At 66.6% G+C, this 17,991-nt stretch carries 17 protein-coding genes; 10 read left to right on the top strand and 7 right to left on the bottom strand.

Going from position 1 to position 17,991, the window contains the following annotated elements; genetic code table 11:
- Positions 1–38: 38 nt before the first annotated feature.
- Together ACOZHM_RS08055 and ACOZHM_RS08050 are read right to left on the bottom strand one after the other, a co-directional pair.
- Entirely contained in the window at positions 39–482 is a 444-nt protein-coding gene (locus tag ACOZHM_RS08055; protein ID WP_421568728.1) for a DUF1801 domain-containing protein, read from the bottom strand.
- Positions 483–517: 35 nt separating this feature from the next.
- On the bottom strand, positions 518–964 hold the full coding sequence (locus tag ACOZHM_RS08050) for a DUF1801 domain-containing protein (protein ID WP_421568727.1): 447 nt from the start codon (positions 962–964) through the stop codon (positions 518–520).
- 207 nt (positions 965–1,171) lie between these two features.
- Here ACOZHM_RS08050 and ACOZHM_RS08045 point away from each other — a divergent pair, with 207 nt between their 5' ends.
- From ACOZHM_RS08045 to ACOZHM_RS08035, 3 genes are all read left to right on the top strand, one after another.
- On the top strand, positions 1,172–2,734 hold the full coding sequence (locus ACOZHM_RS08045; RefSeq protein ID WP_421568726.1) for an arylsulfatase: 1,563 nt from the start codon (positions 1,172–1,174) through the stop codon (positions 2,732–2,734).
- A 115-nt stretch (positions 2,735–2,849) separates the two neighbouring features.
- Positions 2,850–3,419, top strand: a complete 570-nt coding sequence (locus ACOZHM_RS08040) for a TetR/AcrR family transcriptional regulator (protein ID WP_421568725.1) — start codon at positions 2,850–2,852, stop codon at positions 3,417–3,419.
- Positions 3,420–3,470: 51 nt separating this feature from the next.
- On the top strand, positions 3,471–4,586 hold the full coding sequence (locus ACOZHM_RS08035) for an MBL fold metallo-hydrolase (RefSeq protein WP_421568724.1): 1,116 nt from the start codon (positions 3,471–3,473) through the stop codon (positions 4,584–4,586).
- Between the two features lie 16 nt (positions 4,587–4,602).
- On the opposite strand, the gene ACOZHM_RS08030 is transcribed toward ACOZHM_RS08035, so the two are convergent.
- Positions 4,603–4,998, bottom strand: a complete 396-nt coding sequence (locus tag ACOZHM_RS08030; RefSeq protein ID WP_421568722.1) for a hypothetical protein — start codon at positions 4,996–4,998, stop codon at positions 4,603–4,605.
- 138 nt (positions 4,999–5,136) lie between these two features.
- Between ACOZHM_RS08030 and ACOZHM_RS08025 the strand changes: the two genes are divergently transcribed.
- Both ACOZHM_RS08025 and ACOZHM_RS08020 read left to right on the top strand, forming a co-directional pair.
- On the top strand, positions 5,137–5,583 hold the full coding sequence (locus ACOZHM_RS08025) for a hypothetical protein (protein ID WP_421568720.1): 447 nt from the start codon (positions 5,137–5,139) through the stop codon (positions 5,581–5,583).
- A 163-nt stretch (positions 5,584–5,746) separates the two neighbouring features.
- Complete coding sequence (locus tag ACOZHM_RS08020; protein ID WP_421568719.1) at positions 5,747–9,148, top strand: autotransporter outer membrane beta-barrel domain-containing protein; 3,402 nt, start codon at positions 5,747–5,749, stop codon at positions 9,146–9,148.
- Positions 9,149–9,230: 82 nt separating this feature from the next.
- On the opposite strand, the gene ACOZHM_RS08015 is transcribed toward ACOZHM_RS08020, so the two are convergent.
- The gene (locus ACOZHM_RS08015; RefSeq protein WP_421568717.1) at positions 9,231–10,229 is read right to left on the bottom strand and encodes a LacI family DNA-binding transcriptional regulator; all 999 of its coding nucleotides are present in this window, start codon (positions 10,227–10,229) and stop codon (positions 9,231–9,233) included.
- Positions 10,230–10,326: 97 nt separating this feature from the next.
- Between ACOZHM_RS08015 and ACOZHM_RS08010 the strand changes: the two genes are divergently transcribed.
- The 5 genes from ACOZHM_RS08010 to ACOZHM_RS07990 are packed head-to-tail and all read left to right on the top strand — an operon-like array spanning position 10,327 to position 14,958.
- The gene (locus ACOZHM_RS08010; RefSeq protein WP_421568716.1) at positions 10,327–11,379 is read left to right on the top strand and encodes a sugar phosphate isomerase/epimerase family protein; all 1,053 of its coding nucleotides are present in this window, start codon (positions 10,327–10,329) and stop codon (positions 11,377–11,379) included.
- A 26-nt stretch (positions 11,380–11,405) separates the two neighbouring features.
- Positions 11,406–12,623 (top strand): nucleoside permease, encoded by a 1,218-nt coding sequence (locus ACOZHM_RS08005; RefSeq protein ID WP_421568714.1) that lies wholly within the window; start codon positions 11,406–11,408, stop codon positions 12,621–12,623.
- A 12-nt stretch (positions 12,624–12,635) separates the two neighbouring features.
- Positions 12,636–13,760: a Gfo/Idh/MocA family protein gene (locus ACOZHM_RS08000; protein ID WP_421568713.1), complete on the top strand. Its 1,125-nt coding sequence runs from the start codon at positions 12,636–12,638 to the stop codon at positions 13,758–13,760.
- A gap of 19 nt (positions 13,761–13,779) precedes the next feature.
- Positions 13,780–14,643, top strand: a complete 864-nt coding sequence (locus ACOZHM_RS07995) for a sugar phosphate isomerase/epimerase family protein (RefSeq protein ID WP_421568712.1) — start codon at positions 13,780–13,782, stop codon at positions 14,641–14,643.
- Positions 14,644–14,661: 18 nt separating this feature from the next.
- Positions 14,662–14,958: a c-type cytochrome gene (locus ACOZHM_RS07990; protein ID WP_421568710.1), complete on the top strand. Its 297-nt coding sequence runs from the start codon at positions 14,662–14,664 to the stop codon at positions 14,956–14,958.
- 7 nt (positions 14,959–14,965) lie between these two features.
- On the opposite strand, the gene ACOZHM_RS07985 is transcribed toward ACOZHM_RS07990, so the two are convergent.
- The 3 genes from ACOZHM_RS07985 to ACOZHM_RS07975 are packed head-to-tail and all read right to left on the bottom strand — an operon-like array spanning position 14,966 to position 17,978.
- Positions 14,966–15,706 carry a 3-keto-disaccharide hydrolase gene (locus tag ACOZHM_RS07985; RefSeq protein ID WP_421568708.1) on the bottom strand — a complete coding sequence of 247 codons (741 nt, stop codon included), beginning with the start codon at positions 15,704–15,706 and terminating at the stop codon, positions 14,966–14,968.
- A gap of 11 nt (positions 15,707–15,717) precedes the next feature.
- On the bottom strand, positions 15,718–16,293 hold the full coding sequence (locus ACOZHM_RS07980; protein WP_421568707.1) for a gluconate 2-dehydrogenase subunit 3 family protein: 576 nt from the start codon (positions 16,291–16,293) through the stop codon (positions 15,718–15,720).
- Positions 16,293–17,978, bottom strand: coding sequence for a GMC oxidoreductase (locus ACOZHM_RS07975; protein WP_421568706.1), 1,686 nt, complete (start codon positions 17,976–17,978; stop codon positions 16,293–16,295). Before ACOZHM_RS07975 ends, ACOZHM_RS07980 begins: the two co-directional genes overlap by 1 nt.
- Positions 17,979–17,991: the final 13 nt, after the last annotated feature.

The raw sequence follows: 17,991 nt of genomic DNA, 5'->3' as shown, positions 1-17,991 counted from the left end.
GTGCTACCGCAAAGGCGTGGAATTCTGGGTTGCGCGATTCAGCGCGCAGACGGTTTCTTCGCGCCTGCCTTGGCGACATTGAACGCCACCGCCGACCGGATCAACGCCTTCAGCGCCGTTGCATTGATCTTCTCGCCTTCATGCACATCGATCGCACGGCGGGTGTTGCCTTCCAGGCTGGCATTGAACAGCCCGGCGGGATCGTCGAGCTTGGCACCGTGGGCGAAGGTCATCTTCACGGCCGCCTTGTACGTCTCGCCGGTGCACAGGATGCCGTCGTGTTCCCAGACCGGAACGCCCCGCCACTTCACCGTCTCCACCACGTCGGGGTCGGCCTTGTGGATGATGCTGCGCAGCTGCGCCAGGGTCGTGCCACGCCAATCGTCGAGCGCGGCGATCTTCGCGTCGATCTGCTGCGCGGCATCGACCGGGCCGTCGGCGGCGGTGGCAAGGAGCTTGCTGGGGGTGCTGGCTCGGGGCATGACGGTGTCCTGGTCATCGAGGGAAAGGCGATGCGCTACATGCGCTCGCCGGGAAGCCGGCTGGCCTGTTTCACCCAGCGGGTGAACTGCCTGGCATCCAGCGGTATGTCCTCGAACACGTGCAGGTAGCGCGTGTCCTTGCTTTTGGACGCTTCGGGCGGCACCGGGTCGAGCGACGCGCCGCGGAAGAAGGCCACTTTGATGTAGCGCGCGTAGCAATGCATGCTCAGGAACCAGCCATCATCGCCCGCCGCGTACAGGGGCGAATTCCATTTGACCGCCTTGCGCACGCCCGGGACGGCCCCGACGATCAGGGCATCCAGCTGGCGCGCTGCGGCCTGCTTCCAGTCCGGCACCGCGGCGATCCACGCCTGCACCGGCGCATCGCCCTCGCCCTTGGGAATCTGCGGATTGCCGCCGGCCAGCAGGCGCGGCGTACTGGCTGCGGGTTGAGGTGCTGCCTTATGCGGGTGGGTCGCCATGTGGATGCCCGTACAGATGCCTGACCGCCTTATAGACGGCACCGGTCCCGCGCGCAACGTCGGCACGCAGAGTCAGCAACGTGAGCGCGCGGCCCGTGCACCGCAAAAATACTGAGCGGATCGCGCGAGGGAATACCGATGCGCCGCCTTCCGCCCCGGGTCACGATCACGGCTCTCCCCGCACACTCCCCCGCAGGCGAAGACACCATGGCAACCAAGGCATCCAAGGCCCCGAAGAAGGGATCCAAGGCACTCGAGCCCACCAAGGCCGGCAAGGCAAAGAAGCCCAATATCCTCGTCATCTTCGGTGACGACATCGGCATTCCGCAGATCAGCGCCTACACCCGCGGGCTGATGGGCTACCAGACCCCGAACATCGACCGCATCGCCAACGAAGGCGCGCTGTTCACCGATTCCTATGGCCAGCAGAGCTGCACCGCCGGGCGCGCCTCCTTCATCCTCGGCCAGGAACCATTCCGCACCGGCCTGCTCACCATCGGCATGCCGGGTGACCCGCACGGGATTGCCGAATGGATGCCCACCATTGCCGACGTACTGAAGACCGAGGGCTATGCAACCGGGCAGTTCGGCAAGAACCACCTGGGCGACCAGGACCAGCACCTGCCCACCAACCACGGCTTCGACGAGTTCTTCGGCAATCTGTACCACCTCAATGCGGAAGAAGAGCCGGAAGGCTATTTCTACCCGAAGGATCCGGCGTTCAAGAAGAAGTACGGTCCACGCGGCGTGATTCATTCGCATGCCGGCGGCAAGATTCAGGACACCGGCCCGCTCAACAAGGCGCGCATGCCCACCGTGGATGAGGAATTCCTGGACGCGGCGCAGCGCTTCATCGGCGACGCGGTGGAGAACGACGAGCCGTTCTTCGTCTGGTTCAACACCACGCGCATGCACATCTTCACCCACCTCAAGCCGGAATCGGAGGGACGCAGCGGCAAGGGACTGCATGCCGACGGCATGGTCGAACATGACGGTCATGTCGGCCAGCTGCTCGATCATCTGGACGAGCTCGGCGTCGCCGACAACACCATCGTGCTGTACACCACCGACAACGGCGCGGAAATCGCGCTGTGGCCGGATGGCGCCATGACCCCGTTCCGCGGCGAGAAGGGCACCACCTGGGAAGGCGGCATGCGCATTCCGATGATGGTGCGCTGGCCCGGCGTGATCGAGCCCGGCACGGCCTACAACGACATCATTTCGCTCATCGACTGGTTCCCCACCCTGTGCGCGGCGGCCGGGGTGGACGATGTCGTGGGCAAGATGAAGAAGGGCTTCAAGACCAGAAAGAAGACCTTCAAGGTGCACCTGGATGGCTACGACTTCTCCCCCTATTTCCATGGAAAGGTCGACAAGGGCCCGCGCGCCGCACTCTATTACTTTGACCAGGGCGGCAACCTCAACGCCGTCCGCTACCAGGACTGGAAGGTGAGCTTCGCTTCCGCCAGCCACGGGAACATCGCCACGGCGACGCGCGAGGTTACTTCCTGGGCCATCATCGCCAACCTGCGCATGGACCCCTACGAACGCGGCCTGGAAGAAGGGGGCGGCGCGATCCGCTTCTTCGCCCAGCAGATGTGGCTGCTGGTGCCCATCCAGGGCCTGATCAAGTCCTTCTTCCAGGACTTCACGGATTACCCGTACCAACCCGGCAGCTCGCTCAACCCCAGCGGGATCAACTACAGCCTGCTCCAGGCACAGGACGCCATGAAGCGGCTCAAGGAACTGGAGACGATGCGGACCAACTGAGCGTCTGTCAGGCCAGGGCGGGCGAGCTGAACGGCCGCCCTGCCCTATCGCGCACCCTCTTGCATCCGCGCCGCGGGCGCCCTATAAATGAGTGGTCACTCACTTATAGTCCGTCATGGCCCGCCCCCTCAGCGAAGCAAAACGCGATGCAATCCTGGCCGCTGCCGCCCAACTGGTGGCCGCTCAAGGCGTGGGCGCGTCCACCGCGCAGATCGCCAAGGCGGCCAAGGTCGCCGAGGGCACGGTGTTCACCTATTTCGACACCAAGGACGCGTTGCTCAACGCGCTGTTCGTGCGCCTCGAGGAGCATCTGGCCCTGGCAGTGGGCGGCAGCTTCCCCGCCGATGCCGAGGTCCGCGAGCAGCTGCGGCATGTATGGGACGCCCTGCTGGTCTGGGGCGCCGCGCGTCCGGTCGACCGTATGGCCCTGCGCCAGCTCAAGGTATCCGAGCGCATCACCGACTGCACCCGCACCCATTGCGCGGGGCTGTTCGGCACCACGCTGCAGACGCTGGAAGCCAGCCTTGCCCAGCATATCGACCCGGCGCGTCTTCCGTTCTATCTGGGCCGCGTGCTGATTGCCCTGCTGGAAACCACCCTGGAGGCCATGGCCGCCCAGCCCGACCAACGCGACGCCCTGCAGCAGGCCGGTTTCGACCTGTTCTGGAAGGGCATTCAACGTTGATTTTCATCCACCAATAAATGAGTGCCTAGGCACTCACCAATAAGGAGACGCATGCGCATCCTGCCTGTACTCGCCATCGCCTTCTCCCTCACCGTTCTGATCGGGATGACCCTCACCGTGCCTATCGCCTCGTACGAAAACTCGCCGCAACGCGCCGACGACCAGTTCACCAACGTAGCCACCAAGCCGAAGGATTCGGTCGGCACCATGGCCAAGCTGTTCTGGGACTTCCTGTTCAACCGCCCGTCGGGCACCACCCCGCCCAAGGCACCGCCGGTGCGCCAGCTCACCGCGCAGGCACTGGCCGACGCACCGGACCGCAGCGTGTATCGGCTGGGCCATTCCACCCTGCTGATCAAACTGCGCGGTGGCTGGTGGCTGACCGACCCGGTGTTCTCCGAGCGCGCCTCGCCGGTGCAGTGGATGGGCCCGAAGCGTTTCCATGCGCCGCCGATCGCGCTCAAGGATCTGCCGCCGATCCGCGGCGTGCTGCTCTCGCATGACCACTATGACCACCTGGACCGCGCCACCATCAAATACCTGGCCACGCGCGCGCAGGTGTTCCTGGCCCCGCTGGGCGTGGGCGACCGCCTCATCGACTGGGGCGTGCCGCGCGACCGTGTGGTCCAGCTCGACTGGTGGGATGAAACCGAAATCGACGGCGTGCGTTTCGCCGCCACGCCAGCCCAGCATTTCTCCGGCCGCGGCCTCCGCGATGGCAACCGCACGCTGTGGGCGTCCTGGGTGATCCTGGACGACGACCTGCGCGTGTTCTTCAGCGGCGACACCGGCTATTTCAACGGCTTCAAGCGCATCGGCGAACGCTACGGGCCGTTCGATGTGGCCTTTGTCGAGACCGGCGCCTACGACGCCAAGTGGCCGTTCGTGCACATGCAGCCCGAACAGACGGTGCAGGCCCACCAGGACCTGCGCGGCAAGTGGCTGGTGCCCATCCACAACGGCACCTTCGACCTGGCCATGCACCGCTGGGAAGAACCGTTCGAACGGGTCACCGCGCTGGCGGCGGAACGTGGCATCGCCCTGTCCACACCGGTGATGGGCGAACGCCTGGACCTGGCCGCGCCGCATGCGGGCACGCCGTGGTGGCGCGCGCTTGCCGCGACGGAAAGCGAAGGCAGCGGCGTGGTGGCGGGCAGCACGCGCTGAGTGGAGCGTCGCTTGATCAGGCTCCAGGCAGGACGCGCTCTCGGGCGCGTCGCCTGCCACTGCCGATGAACACGCCAACACTGGCGCCCAGCATGCCGCCCAGTACGTAGACCGCGATATTCCAGCCGTTCAACGCGAACGCGCCAGCAAAGTCGTCGTCCAGGAACCGGCTGATGAAGTACACCGCCAAGCAGCACATCAAGAGATACGTGCCGGCAACGGCAAGGGCGAATCCGTAGCGTCTGGAAATGAGCCCACCCAGCAGCGCTATCCACATTCCGAGCATGGCCGCCATCACATCACCCGACTCGAATGCGAACGAGGCCTTGGCTACGAACGAAATCCTGAAGTAATGAGTGATCCCGGTAACCAACCCCACCACCACCAGCACCGCTGCAATTTGTCGCCACATACTCCTTCACTCCCTGAGCATCGGCGCTTGGCCGCCGACGTTGCTTCCGTCCCTGCCAAGCCTACCTGTTCCGGAGCGCGTTATCATCGCGTTTCAGCCCCGCGCCCACGGCGGGCAACCGCCTCAAGGAGCGACAGCGTGCCAAGCCCCAGTGCCTTACCGACCCATATGCGCCGCTGTGCCGCACCCGCACTCCTGCTGCTCGCGTTGACGCCGACCCTGTTCGCTGGCGACGCAACCGCATCGGCGCCCAGTGAACGCGACCGCGCGGTGGCCGATGCGGATCAGATTGCGCAGCAGCTGCTGAAGGTGCGCGAAGGCGAAACCGAACTGAACTGCGCCAAGGCCGTGGAGAACGCGCGTTACGGCGTGGAAACCATGCTGGAAGTGGGCGAAAAGAACGTCCGGGGCGGTTACCTGCCGGCGGAGCAGTTCAATGCCTCCGCCGCCCCATTGCGCGCGTTGCTGCCGCAGCTCACCCTCACCGACTGCGAAGCGGCGGACGGCAACAAGCGCGCGTTCTACCAGTGCATGTCCAGCGACTACAACCATGTATTGGCCTGCGGAAAATCGCATCCGTACTGATCCGGATCGAGGATCAGACGCGGTAGGTCTGCAGCGGCCGCAAAGCGATCTACCGCCGCCGACCGGCGCGCCAGTAGTTTTGCTGGCCGCGCGTGGGTAAAACAACGCTTGTGGCGACCTGACGAAGCCGGATCATCGGAATATCCCCGGCCGGAGTGCCACCATGACTGTGCTTCGTCATGTTCTCGCCAGCAGTATCGCCCTTGCACTTGCCCAGTCCTGCGTTGTGCATTCAGCCGCCGCACAGGCCACCGTCGGGCCTGGCACGAGCACCACCACGGTCACGTCCACAACCGGCACCACCACGGTGGTCGGCGGCACGACCATCGATACCACCGCAGGCAGCAGCGAAGGCGTGTTCGCCAACGGCGGCGATGTGCTGCTGGACACCCAGGCCGGTCCCACGCCCGGGGCCATTGCAGTGCGCACCGCCAGCGGCCGCGGACTGCATGCCACCGTCGGTACGATATCCGCCCCCAACGGCGTGAACGTCACCACCACCACCGGCACGGCGCTGTTCGCCGATGGCGGCACCATCGCGATCAACGGCGGCACTCTGGGCAGCACCAACGGCAGGTTGGCCGGCGTCACCGCTGGAACCGTGCGCATCGCCAATACCTCTTGGAACGACCCGCTGCTCGTGCCCGGTGGTGGTCATGGCGTGGGCGTGGAAGGCAGCGGCCGCGCCGAGCTCGGCGCCGGCAACCGCTTCTATGTGGGCGGCTCGTCCAACCGGGTCGGCCTGGGTGTACAAGGGCCGGCAGCGAGCATCGTGGTCAGCGGTGCGCTGCCGATCGTGTTCCAGACCAGCGGCGCGATCGGCATCTATCTGTACGGCGGCGGACAACTGCAGGCCACCGCGCCGATCTCCCTCACCTTCAGCGGGGCCAGTTCCGTGGGCCTGACCCTGGATGGCGGTGCGAACGCGGCCACGATCTCCGACCTGGGCATGACCTTCAATTCCACCGCAACCAGCGGCTCCACCGGCACCGGCGTTGTCGCCACCAACGGCGGTTCGGCGAGCATCAACCATCTGGTCGTCGCCGGCCCGGGCGTCGGTTTGGGCGCCTGGATCCGCACCGGCTCGGCATTGACGCTGACTGGCGGCAGCCAGGTCACGGTGTCGGCCAACGGCAATGGCCAGGCCTACGCGTTCACGCCGGGCCCTACCTCGTCGATGGCGACCACCACCATCTTCGGCAGCGTTTCCGCACCCTCGCAGCGCGCTGCCGGCCTGGTACAGGGCGGCACGCTGACCAGTAACGGTACCACCTGGAGCAACCCCACCGCCGGCGGGTACGGGTTGTATGCCGGCCTCAACGGCAGCGTGCCCAGCACCCTCACCTTGACCGGCGACACGGTGGGTACCACGGGTGCGAACGGCGTAACGCTGCAGACCTACAACAACGCGCAGGTCACTGCGACCAATACCGCCTTGCGCAATGACAACGGCCTGGTCGGCATCTACCAGTGGAGCTACGGCGGCGCCACCGGCCAGGTCACCCAGGACAACCGCATCTCCCTCATCAACAGCACGCTCACCACCACCGGTGGGGCCTACGGGCTGTATTCCAACAATGCCTCCAACGGCTTCGCCCACGCGCTCAACCTGCAGGGCGGCAGCCTGACCAGCGACAGCTGGGCCATCATCGCGCAGGGACCGCTGCTCTTCAGCGCCAGCAACGGTGCACGCGTGGCCGGCACGCAGGGCCTGCTGTCCGCGCAAGCCATCGGCAGCCCGGGCCTGCCCACGGCCGTGCAGCTCAACGCGGACCGCAGCGTTCTGGAAGGCCTGGCAGAAGCCGATTCGGAAAGCGAAGCCAACATCAGCCTGGCCAACCAGTCGCAGTGGACCGGCAGGGCATGGAATGTTACCCGCGTCAGCGTGGATCCAAGCAGCAGCTGGATCATTCCGGAAAGCTCCACCGTCTCGCAGCTGATCACCAACAACGGCCGCATCGCCTTCACGCCGATGACCGGCGACGTCTACAAGCTGCTGTATACCGGCAACTATGTGGGCGGCAGCGGCAGCGTGCTCGCGTTGAACACCTATCTGGGCGAAGACGATTCGCCCACCGACCAGCTGCTGATCCAGGGCGGCACTGCCAGCGGTCAGAGCCTGCTGGAATTCCACAACACCGACGGCCCCGGCGCGCTCACCCGCGGTGACGGCATCCGGGTGGTCGTGGCATTGAATGGCGCCACCACCGCACCGGCGGCGTTTACGCAGTCGGCGGCATTGCTGGCCGGTCCATACAACTACACCCTGCACCGCGGCGGCAACAGTGCGGATACCGGTGAGGACTGGTTCCTGCGCTCGACGGTGGATTGCACCGCTCCCGGGGTGCCCTCGGTGCTCTGCCCTGCGCCGCCGATTCCCCCCGACCCGGATCCGCCGACCCCACCGGATCCGCCGCCGCAGCCGGAGCCGCCGGAGCCGCCGCCGCCCGCGCCAGACCCGGGCCCGAACCCCGATCCGCCGCCGATTCCGCCCCCGCCCGTGCCCGGCCCGACGCCCCCAACGCCCCCAGACCCACCCGAGCCGGGGCCGCTGCCCGTACCCGACTATCGCGCCGAAGTCTCGCTGTACACCGCGCTGCCGGCGATCGCGCTGCGCTATGGCTGGGCCACGCTCGGCAATCTGCATGAGCGCGTGGGCGAGCAGGAACAACTGCGCGCGCGTGGCGACCTGCGCGGCGACGACAACTTCAATAGCGCCTGGGTACGCGTGATCGGCGAGAACGGCGATGCCGAGGGCCGTCGTCGCGGCGCCTACCAGGGCAGTCCGCGCTACGACTACGACATTCTGGCGATCCAGGCCGGTACCGACGCCTACGCGGTGGAGCGCGACGATGGCATCCGCGACCACGCCGGCTTCTACCTCGGCCAGGGCCGCATGAGCAGCGACGTGATCCACTACAACGGCACGCTGGCAGGTCGCAACGAAGTGCGCGCCACCTCGCTCGGCCTGTACTGGACGCGCTACCGGGAAGAAGGCCAGTACCTGGATGCGGTATGGCAGGGCAGCTGGGGCAAAGGCAAATCGCGCTCGTCCAACGGCCTGCTGCTCGACCGCGACAGCTTCGGCTGGGCCGTGTCGCTGGAAGGCGGCTACCCCTTCCGGCAGGAGGCCGACGATACGCGGGTATTCGAACCGCAGGCGCAGGTGATCTACCAGCGCATCAACAAGGACAGCAACGCCGATCCCGCCGCCTTGATCCGCTTCGACGACATGGATTCGCTGGCCGCGCGGCTGGGGCTGCGCTGGGCTGACACGTGGACACTGGAGCCCACCGACGATGGCATCCGCCGGTTGTTTAGTGGCTGGCTGCGCCTCAACGTGTGGCATGAGTTCCGTGGCCAACCGGTCACCGAATTTTCCTCCGCCGATGGCTACGTGCCATTCAAGGCTGACCTCAAGGGCACGTGGTGGCAGCTCAATGCCGGCATGACCTGGCAGATGGGTGCATCGACCACCACGTACGCCAACATCGGTTACCAGAAGAGTTTCGAACGCACCTTTGATGCGTGGGACGCGAAGGTGGGGATGCGCTGGAACTGGTGAGGTGGGTACACGACATCGGTAGCGCCATGGCCTGCATGGCTGGTCTTCGACCAGGCACCGCGAAGCCACGCATGGCGTGGCGCTACGGGGCGGCCGTCGAGCCGCGCACCATCAGGGTGAATTCCAGCGTCTGCTGAAGCGGCACGTCGACCCCTTCGATGATGGCCAGCAGCAGGTTGACCGCGCGCTCGCCGATCTCCCGCATCGGCTGCCGGACGGTGGTCAGCGCGGGCGTGAGGTAGCGGGACGACGCCAGGTCGTCGAAGCCGACGATGGACAGGTCGTCGGGCACGCGGATGTCCAGATCCCGGCAGGCCGCGAGGGTACCCAGCGCCATCTGGTCGCTGAAGCAGAAGATCGCGGTCGGCACCGTCGCGCCGGTCAGCAGCGCCATTGCCGCCGCATGTCCGGATTCCACGGAGAAATCGCCCGGTACAACGCTCAGGCTGCGCAGGCGGCCGCGTGCCTTGCCGGCGGCCCGGACGCCTTCCAGCCGCTGCTCGTGCAGTGGATTTTCGGGCGGCCCGCCCACCACGGCGATCCGCTCGTGGCCCAGTTCATACAGGTGTTCCATCACGGCGCGCGCGGCGGCCGCGTTGTCGATGTGGACGCTGGGGATGCCCAGCGCGGGGTCGAACTCGCAGCCATTGACCACCGGCGCCGCGTTGCCCTGCTGCTGGACGATCGCGCGCGCGGTCGGCGGCAGGCGATGCCCCAGCACGATCATGCCGTCGGCCTCGTTGCGCCGGAGCATCTGCGCGTAGCGCTCCTCGCGCTCGGGGCGATGCTGGGTGTCGCCCAGCAACACGGCGTAGCCGACCGCCTGCGCGGCTTCCTCCGCGCCCTGCAGGATCTGGGCGAAGAACGGGTTGGCGATGTCCGGCACGGTCACCAGCAGCTTGCCGCTGCGCTGGGTCTTGAGCGTTCGGGCCACCGTGTTGGGGACGTAGCCCAGCGCGGCGGCGGCCTGCTCGATGCGCGTGCGCGTGGCCGGCAGGACCTTGTCCGGCCGGGAAAGCGCCCGCGACACCGTGCCTGCGGAGACGCCGACGTGCTTTGCGATGTCGTAGATCGTGGCCATGGGTGTTGAGGTTCGTCCTATTGCTGTGCAGTGCACAACAGGTTTTGCCAAACGTCCTGCTAGGGTAATGCAATCGATTGCATCGGGGTGAATCACGTTGAAGACGCTCAAGGGTCCGGCGCTGTTCCTGGCGCAGTTCATCGGCGACACGCCACCGTTTGACCGGCTGGACACGCTGGCCGGCTGGGCCTCGAGCCTGGGCTATTCTGGCGTACAGGTACCGACCAGTGCGCCCCACCTGTTCGATCTGGCCGAGGCCGCCCGCAGCCAGGCGTACTGCGACGACATCGCCGGCATGCTGGCCGGACACGGCGTGCAGATCACCGAGCTGTCCACCCACCTGCAGGGGCAGCTGGTGGCCGTCCACCCCGCCTACGACACCCTGTTCGACGGCTTCGCGCCGACGGACACCCGCGGCGATCCGCCCGCCCGCCAGGCCTGGGCGGTGCAGCAGCTGATGCTGGCCGCCAAGGCCAGCCAGCGCCTGGGGCTGACCGCGCATGCCACCTTCTCCGGCGCGTTGGCCTGGCCCTACTTCTATCCCTGGCCGCAGCGCCCGCCGGGACTGGTGGAAGAAGCCTTCGCCGAACTGGGCCGCCGCTGGCGCCCGATCCTGGATGCCTTCGACGCCTGCGGCGTGGACCTGTGCTTCGAGATCCACCCCGGCGAAGACCTGCACGACGGCGCCACCTTCGAACGCTTCCTCGACGTGGTGGACCACCACCCCCGCGCGAAGATCCTGTACGACCCCAGCCACCTGCTGCTGCAGCAGATCGACTACCTGGGCTTCATCGACCGTTATCACCCGCGCATCGGCATCTTCCACGTCAAGGACGCGGAGTTTCGCCCCAGCGCGCGCAGCGGCGTGTATGGCGGCTACCAGGACTGGATCGATCGGCCCGGTCGGTTCCGGTCGCTCGGGGACGGCCAGATCGACTTCAAGGCGATCTTCTCCAAGTTCGCGCAATACGATTTCCCGGGCTGGGCGGTGCTGGAGTGGGAGTGCTGCCTGAAGCACCCGGAGGACGGCGCGCGCGAAGGCGCCGCCATCATCCGTGATCACATCATCCGCGTGACCGAACGTTCCTTCGACGACTTTGCCGACAGCGGTGCCGATCCCGGATCACTGCGCCGCATGCTGGGAATCTGAGCCACTACCGCCTGGGAGGGCAAGCCATGAGGCACGCCATGTCGCGCTTGGGCGCGATGATGTTTCTGCAGTTCTTCATCTGGGGCGCGTGGTTCGTGACCCTGGGGACGTACCTGGTGCAGGGCCCGCTCCAGGCCAGCGCCAGCCAGGTGGCCACTGCCTTCCTCAGCCAGTCCATCGGCGCGATCGTGGCGCCCTTCCTGGTCGGGCTGATCGCCGACCGCTACTTCGCGGCCCAGCGCATCCTCGGGGTGCTGCACCTGGCCGGCGCGGCGCTGATGTGGCTTGCGTCCACGGCGACGGACTTCAACACGTTCTTTGCCTGCGTCATGGGCTACATGCTGCTGTTCATGCCGACCCTGGCGCTGGCCAACAGCGTGGCGATGCGGCACATGCAATCGCCCGAGAAGCAGTTCCCGCCGGTGCGGGTTGCCGGCAGCGTCGGCTGGATCGTGGCCGGCGTGCTGATCGGCTGGCTGGGCTGGGAACAGGCGCATACGCTCGAACTGACCTTCCGAATGGCGGCGCTGGCATCGCTGGCGTTGGGCCTGTATGCCTTCACCCTGCCGCATACGCCGCCGCTGGCGCAGCAGCGCGACGCCGGACTCGGGCAGGTTCTGGGGCTGGATTCGCTGCGGCTGCTGAAGTCGCGCTCCTACCTGGTGTTCTTCCTGGCTTCCATCGCCATCTGCATCCCGTTGGCGTTCTACTACAACTTCACCAACCCCTACCTCAACGACCTGGGCGTGCGCGGTGCAGCGGGCCTGCAATCGCTGGGCCAGGTGTCCGAAGTGCTGCTGATGCTGGCCATGCCGTTCCTGTTCGTTCGGCTCGGGGTCAAGACGATGCTGGCGGTGGGCATGGCCGCGTGGGTGGTGCGCTATGTCATGTTCGCCTTCGGCGATGCGGGCGGCGGCTTCTCGCTGCTGGTGATCGGCATCGTGCTGCACGGCATCTGCTACGACTTCTTCTTCGTCACCGGCCAGATCTACACCGACGCGCATGCCGGCCCCGCCGCGCGCAGCAGCGCGCAGGGTTTCATTACGCTCGCCACCTACGGTGTGGGCATGTTGATCGGCACGTTCCTGTCCGGCGCGGTGGTCGAGCACTACACCACCGCCGCAGGGCCGGACTGGCAGCGGATCTGGCTGTTCCCGGCGGGCGTGGCACTGGTGGTGCTGATCGCCTTCCTGTTGCTGTTCCGCGACCGGCCGGTGCTCGCTGCCGCGCCCGCCACGCACTGAGGAGCCCACCCGATGCGCAAGCTAGGAATCGCGATTGTGGGGACGGGCATGATCGGCGCCGTGCATCGTCGCGCGGCACTGCTGGCCGGTGCCGAGGTCCGCGGTGTCGTCGCGTCCTCACCGCAGCGCGCAGAGGAAGCAGCGCGGTCATGGAATGTCCCGCGCGGCTATCGCGACATCGACGACGTACTTGCCGATCCGCAGGTACAGGTCGTACACGTCTGCACCCCCAACCACCTGCACCGCCCGATGGCGCAGGCGGCGCTGGAAGCGGGCAAGCACGTGATCTGCGAGAAGCCGCTGGCCACCACGCTGGAAGACGCCCAGGCCCTGGCGGCACTGGCCGCCTCGACCGGGCTGGTGGCCACGGTGCCGTTCGTCTACCGCTACCACCCGGTGGTGCGCGAGGCACGCGCACGCATCGCGCAGGGCGAGCTGGGGCCGCTGCATCTGATCCACGGCAGCTACCTGCAGGACTGGCTGCTGGACCCCGCCAGCAACAACTGGCGCGTGGACCCGACGTTGGGCGGTGCGTCGCGCGTATTCGCCGACATCGGCTCGCACTGGTGTGACCTGGTCGAATGGGTCAGCGGCGAGCGCTTCGTGGACGTCAGCGCGGCGTTCGCCACCGTCATCGCCGAGCGCAGGGCTGCCACAGGGCAGAGCTTCACCACGCCAGCCGCCGGTGGCGCCCTGCAGGCGGTATCGAGTGAGGACGTGGCCGCGGCGATGTTCAAAACCGGCGCGGGTACGCTGGCGTCATTGACGGTCAGCCAGGTCTCGGCAGGGCGCCACAACCGGCTCTGGTTCGAAATCGATGGCGCCACGTCCAGCGTGGCGTTCAACCAGGAGGACCCGGAGCGTTTGTGGATCGGCCGGCCCGATCAGCGCGAGGAAACCTTCGTACGCGGGCCCGGCGCCGGCAGTGCCGAACAACGCCGGCTGGCGGTATTGCCGCCCGGCCACGCGCAGGGCTACGCCCAGTGTTTCGAGGCGTTCGTCGCCGACACCTATCGCGCCATCGAGGGCGAGAGGCCGCAGGGCCTGCCCACCTTCGAGGACGGCCTGCGTTCGGCGCTGATCGTCGACCGCGTCATTGCATCGGCCAGGTCCCGCGCCTGGACCACCATCGGTTGAACTTCGAGAGGATTTCTTGATGAAGACTGCTGCACGCAGAACCACCCTCGCACTGCTGCTGCTCGCCGCCCTGCCCGCCTTCGCAGGCGACGCGGCCGGCCCGCAGCAACCCATCGCGGTGCAGATGTACACGCTGCGCAACGCCGGCACGCTCGACCAGCAGTTGAAGATCGTCCATGACGCGGGTGTTGGCGCGGTGGAAACGGTCGGCACCCAGAACGTCAGCGCCGCCGAACTCAAGCAGCTGCTCGACCGCTACTCGATCAAGGTGATTTCGTCCCACGTGCAGTTGGCCGATCTGCGCGGTGACCTGGACAACGTGGTGGCCTTCAACCGGTCGATCGGCAACACGACACTGGTGGTGCCCTATCTGGACAAGAAGGATCGGCCAACCGATGCCGCCGGCTGGACCGCCTTGGGCAAGGAACTTGGCCAGATAGCGGCGCAGGCGAAAGCCAAGGGCATGCACCTGGCCTACCACAACCATGACTTCGAGCTGGTCGACTTCAACGGCAAGACCGGCCTGGAGCTGCTGTTCGCCGCCGCCGGCCCCGACCTGAAGACCGAGCTGGACCTGGCCTGGGTGGCGCGTGCGGGCCAGGACCCGGTGGTGATGCTGGGCAAGTTCCGCGGCCACGTTTTCGCGGTGCACGCCAAGGACAACGCCCCCAAGGGCCAGGCCGAAGACGAGGGCGGCTTCGCCGCGGTGGGCCAGGGCGTGCTGGACTGGAAGGCGATCCTGCCCGCCGCAGCCGGTGCCGGCGTGCAGTGGTACATCATCGAACACGACCAGCCGCGCGATCCGGCCACCGCCATCAAGACAGGCGCGGACTACCTGCGCCACCACCTGACCGCCCACCTGCCCGCCAGCGCGCAGCGCTAGCCAGCCAAGGAGCCCTGCTTGAAACCGATCCTGACACTGGCCGTTGTTCTAAGTGCGGCCACACTTGCAACGCCGGCGTGGTCCAAGGACGACCCTGCGGCCGGCGCTCAACTCTACGCGACGCACTGCATCGCCTGCCACGGCGCGAACCGCGCCGGCGTTCCGCCGACCTTCCCCGCCCTCACCGACGTCGCCAAGCGGCTGCAGCCGGCGCAGATCAAGGAAAAGATCAGCAAGGGCGGCGGCTTGATGCCGCCCTTCTCCCAGCTGTCGGCACAGGAAATCGACAACCTCGCCAGTTACCTGGCGAAATAGGATGCCACTACAGCTGCCGCACCCAGATGTTGCGGTAGCTCACTTTGGAATCGTGTTCCTGCAGGTACAGCGGCGCGCACCCGTGCGGCGCGTACGACGGCGCACCGATGTACTCGGTCTTGCCCGACAGCACGGTATCGTCCTGCACCAGCACACCGTTGTGCAGCACGGTGATGCGGGCCGGTGCGGTGAGCCCACCGCCCGGCGAGAAGCGCGGGGCCTTCCAGATGATGTCGTAGGCCTGCCACTCACCCGGCGCGCGCGCGGCGTTCACCAGCGGAATCGCCTGTTTGTAGAGCGAGCCGGCCTGGCCGTTGGCGTAGGTGGGATTGTTGTAACTGTCGAGCACCTGCAGCTCATAGAGCTCCTGCAGGAAGATGCCGCTGTTGCCGCGGTGCTGGCCGTCGAAGCCCTTGGTCGTCGTAGGCGTGCGCCACTCGACATGCAGCTGGATATCGCAGAACGACTGCTTCGTGCGGATGCCCTTGCTGCCCGGAACCACGGTCAGCGCGCCCTTGGCAACGCTCCAGCGTACGGGTCCGCCCTGCTCCGACTCCCAGGCGGAGGTATCCCTGCCATTGAACAGCACGATCGCATCGGAGGGCGCGCCGTTGGAGGGCGTGGCCACGGTTGCGGGCACGGGCTTCCATACCTCGGTTTTTGTCGGGTCGCGTGCGGGGTCATCAGCCTGCGCGAATACGGGCGTTGCGGCCAGCACGCAGGCTGCCATCAGCAGGGGCTTGCTCATCGTGTTCCTCATCAGCTGGTGCCCCACGCGGGAGTACCGGGGACATAGGCCAGGTCGCCATCGTAGCGACCCGGCACGGCGACGTACTGCAGCGTTTCGGTTGCCCCCACCTTCGAGGTGAAGAAACCGAAGATGGCCAGCTGCTTGATCATCGTGAAGTAGTGCGGCATGGCCTTGTCACCGTAGGCGGTACCGGTATCACCCACCTCGACGGCGCGTTTCCTCGCCTCTGCATCCAGCGTGCGCAGCAGCTTGGCGCGGGCCGGTGGCGTGAGCGAGATGAAGCGTCCGCCCGCGCGCTTGTCGATGTCGGCCAGGCCGGCGCGGAACGTCGCCTGCTGCTTTTCCGTGTAGCAGTCGCTGACGAATCGCGCCATGAACGCACCGGCACCGGCGTCCTTCGCTCCCGGCGTTTTCGTGCGCGGCAGGATGGTCTCGGCGATCTCGTCCAGCGTGGCGACGTCGGCGGCGGAGAACAGGGACTTCGCGCCGGCAGCCGGCACCTGTCCCTGCACGAGCTCGGGCAGACCGACCATGGCGGCGCCGGTGGCGGCGACGATCATTTTCAACAGGTCGCGGCGGTCCATCACAGGTTCCCCGCTTTCAGCTCGCGCACCGCATGGTCGGCCGCACGTGCGGTCAGCGCCATGTAGGTCAGCGAGGGGTTCACGCAGGCGCTGGACGTCATGCACGCACCGTCGGTCACGTAGACATTGGGCGCATCCCAGACCTGGTTGTGCTGGTTCAGCACCGAGCTCTTCCGGTCGCGCCCCATGCGCGCGGTGCCCATTTCGTGGATGCCCTTGCCCGGCGCGTAATCGTTGTCGTGCATCTCCACGTCCTTCACACCGGCGGCCTCCAGCATCTCGGCGGCATCGGCGGCCATGTCCTTGCGCATGGCCTTTTCGTTGGCGCGCATGGACACGTCCATCGCCAATACCGGCAGGCCCCATTTGTCCTTGCGGTCTGGATCCAGCCGGATCGTATTGTCGTGGTGGGGCAGCATCTCGCCGAAGCCGGTCATGCCGATGCGCCAGTCGCCCGGCACGGTCAGCGCTTCCTTCAGGTCGGCGCCGATGTTCAGCTCGGCGATCTCGCGCGACCAGCCGTTGCGGCGGGCGCCGCCCTGGTAGCCGAACCCGCGCAGGTAGCCACGCTTCTCTTCGGCCACATTGCGGAAACGCGGGATGTAGAAGCCGCAGGGACGACGGCCGAAGTAGTACTTGTCGTCGTAGCCCTCGACGCGGCCGGAGGCGCCGGCGCCGAAATGATGGTCCATCACGTTGTGCCCCAGCTCGCCGGACGACGAGCCCAGCCCGCCTTCCCAGACATCGGTGGCCGAGTTCATCAGCAGCCAGGTCGAGTTGAAGGAGGATGCGTTGAGGAAGATGACCTTGGCCGTGTACGTGTAGGTCTGCCCTGTTTCGGCATCGATCACCTCCACACCGCGCGCACGCTTGCGGTCCTTGTCGTAGAGCACTTCCTTGACGATCGAGAACGGCCGCAAGGTGAGATTGCCGGTCTTCATGGCCGCCGGCAGCGTCGCCGACTGGGTCGAGAAGTAAGCGCCGAAGGGGCAGCCGAGGATGCACTTGTTGCGGTACTGGCAGTTGACGCGGCCCTGCTCGGGCTTGGGCTGGGTGATGTTCGCGGTGCGCGAATGGATCATGTGCCGTGTGCCGCCGAAGGCCTTCTTGATCCGCGCGGCCACGTCCTTCTCGACAATGTTCAGCGGGATCGGCGGCAGGAACTCGCCATCCGGCAGCACGTCCAGCCCCTCGCGCGTGCCGGCGATGCCCGCGAACTTTTCCACGTGGTCGTACCAGGGCGCGATGTCGGCGTAACGGATCGGCCAATCGGTGGCGATGCCGTCCTTGAGGTTGGCCTGGAAATCCAGGTCCGACAGCCGGTAGCTCTGGCGTCCCCACATCAGCGAGCGCCCGCCCACGTGATACCCGCGGAACCAGTCGAACCGCTTGGTCTCGATATAGGGGGAATCCTGCTCGTCGGCCCACATGCCCTCGAGGTTCTCGGCCAGCGCGTAGTCGCGCATCAATACCGGAAAGGCGGCCTTCATCGCCTGCGTTGGCCGGTTGCGGTGCGGGAAGTCCCACGGCTCCTTCATCGCGTTGACGTAATCCTTCACGTGCTCGATGTTGCGTCCGCGTTCCAGCATGAGGACCTTGAGGCCCTTCTCGGTCAGTTCCTTCGCCGCCCAACCGCCACTGATGCCGGAGCCGACGACGATTGCGTCGTAATGATTGTCTGCCATGGGTTCTACTTCA

Source organism: Stenotrophomonas sp. PD6 (assembly GCF_049199305.1).
In the GTDB taxonomy this organism is placed as follows: domain Bacteria; phylum Pseudomonadota; class Gammaproteobacteria; order Xanthomonadales; family Xanthomonadaceae; genus Stenotrophomonas.
This window is presented reverse-complemented; position numbering and strand designations above follow the sequence as displayed.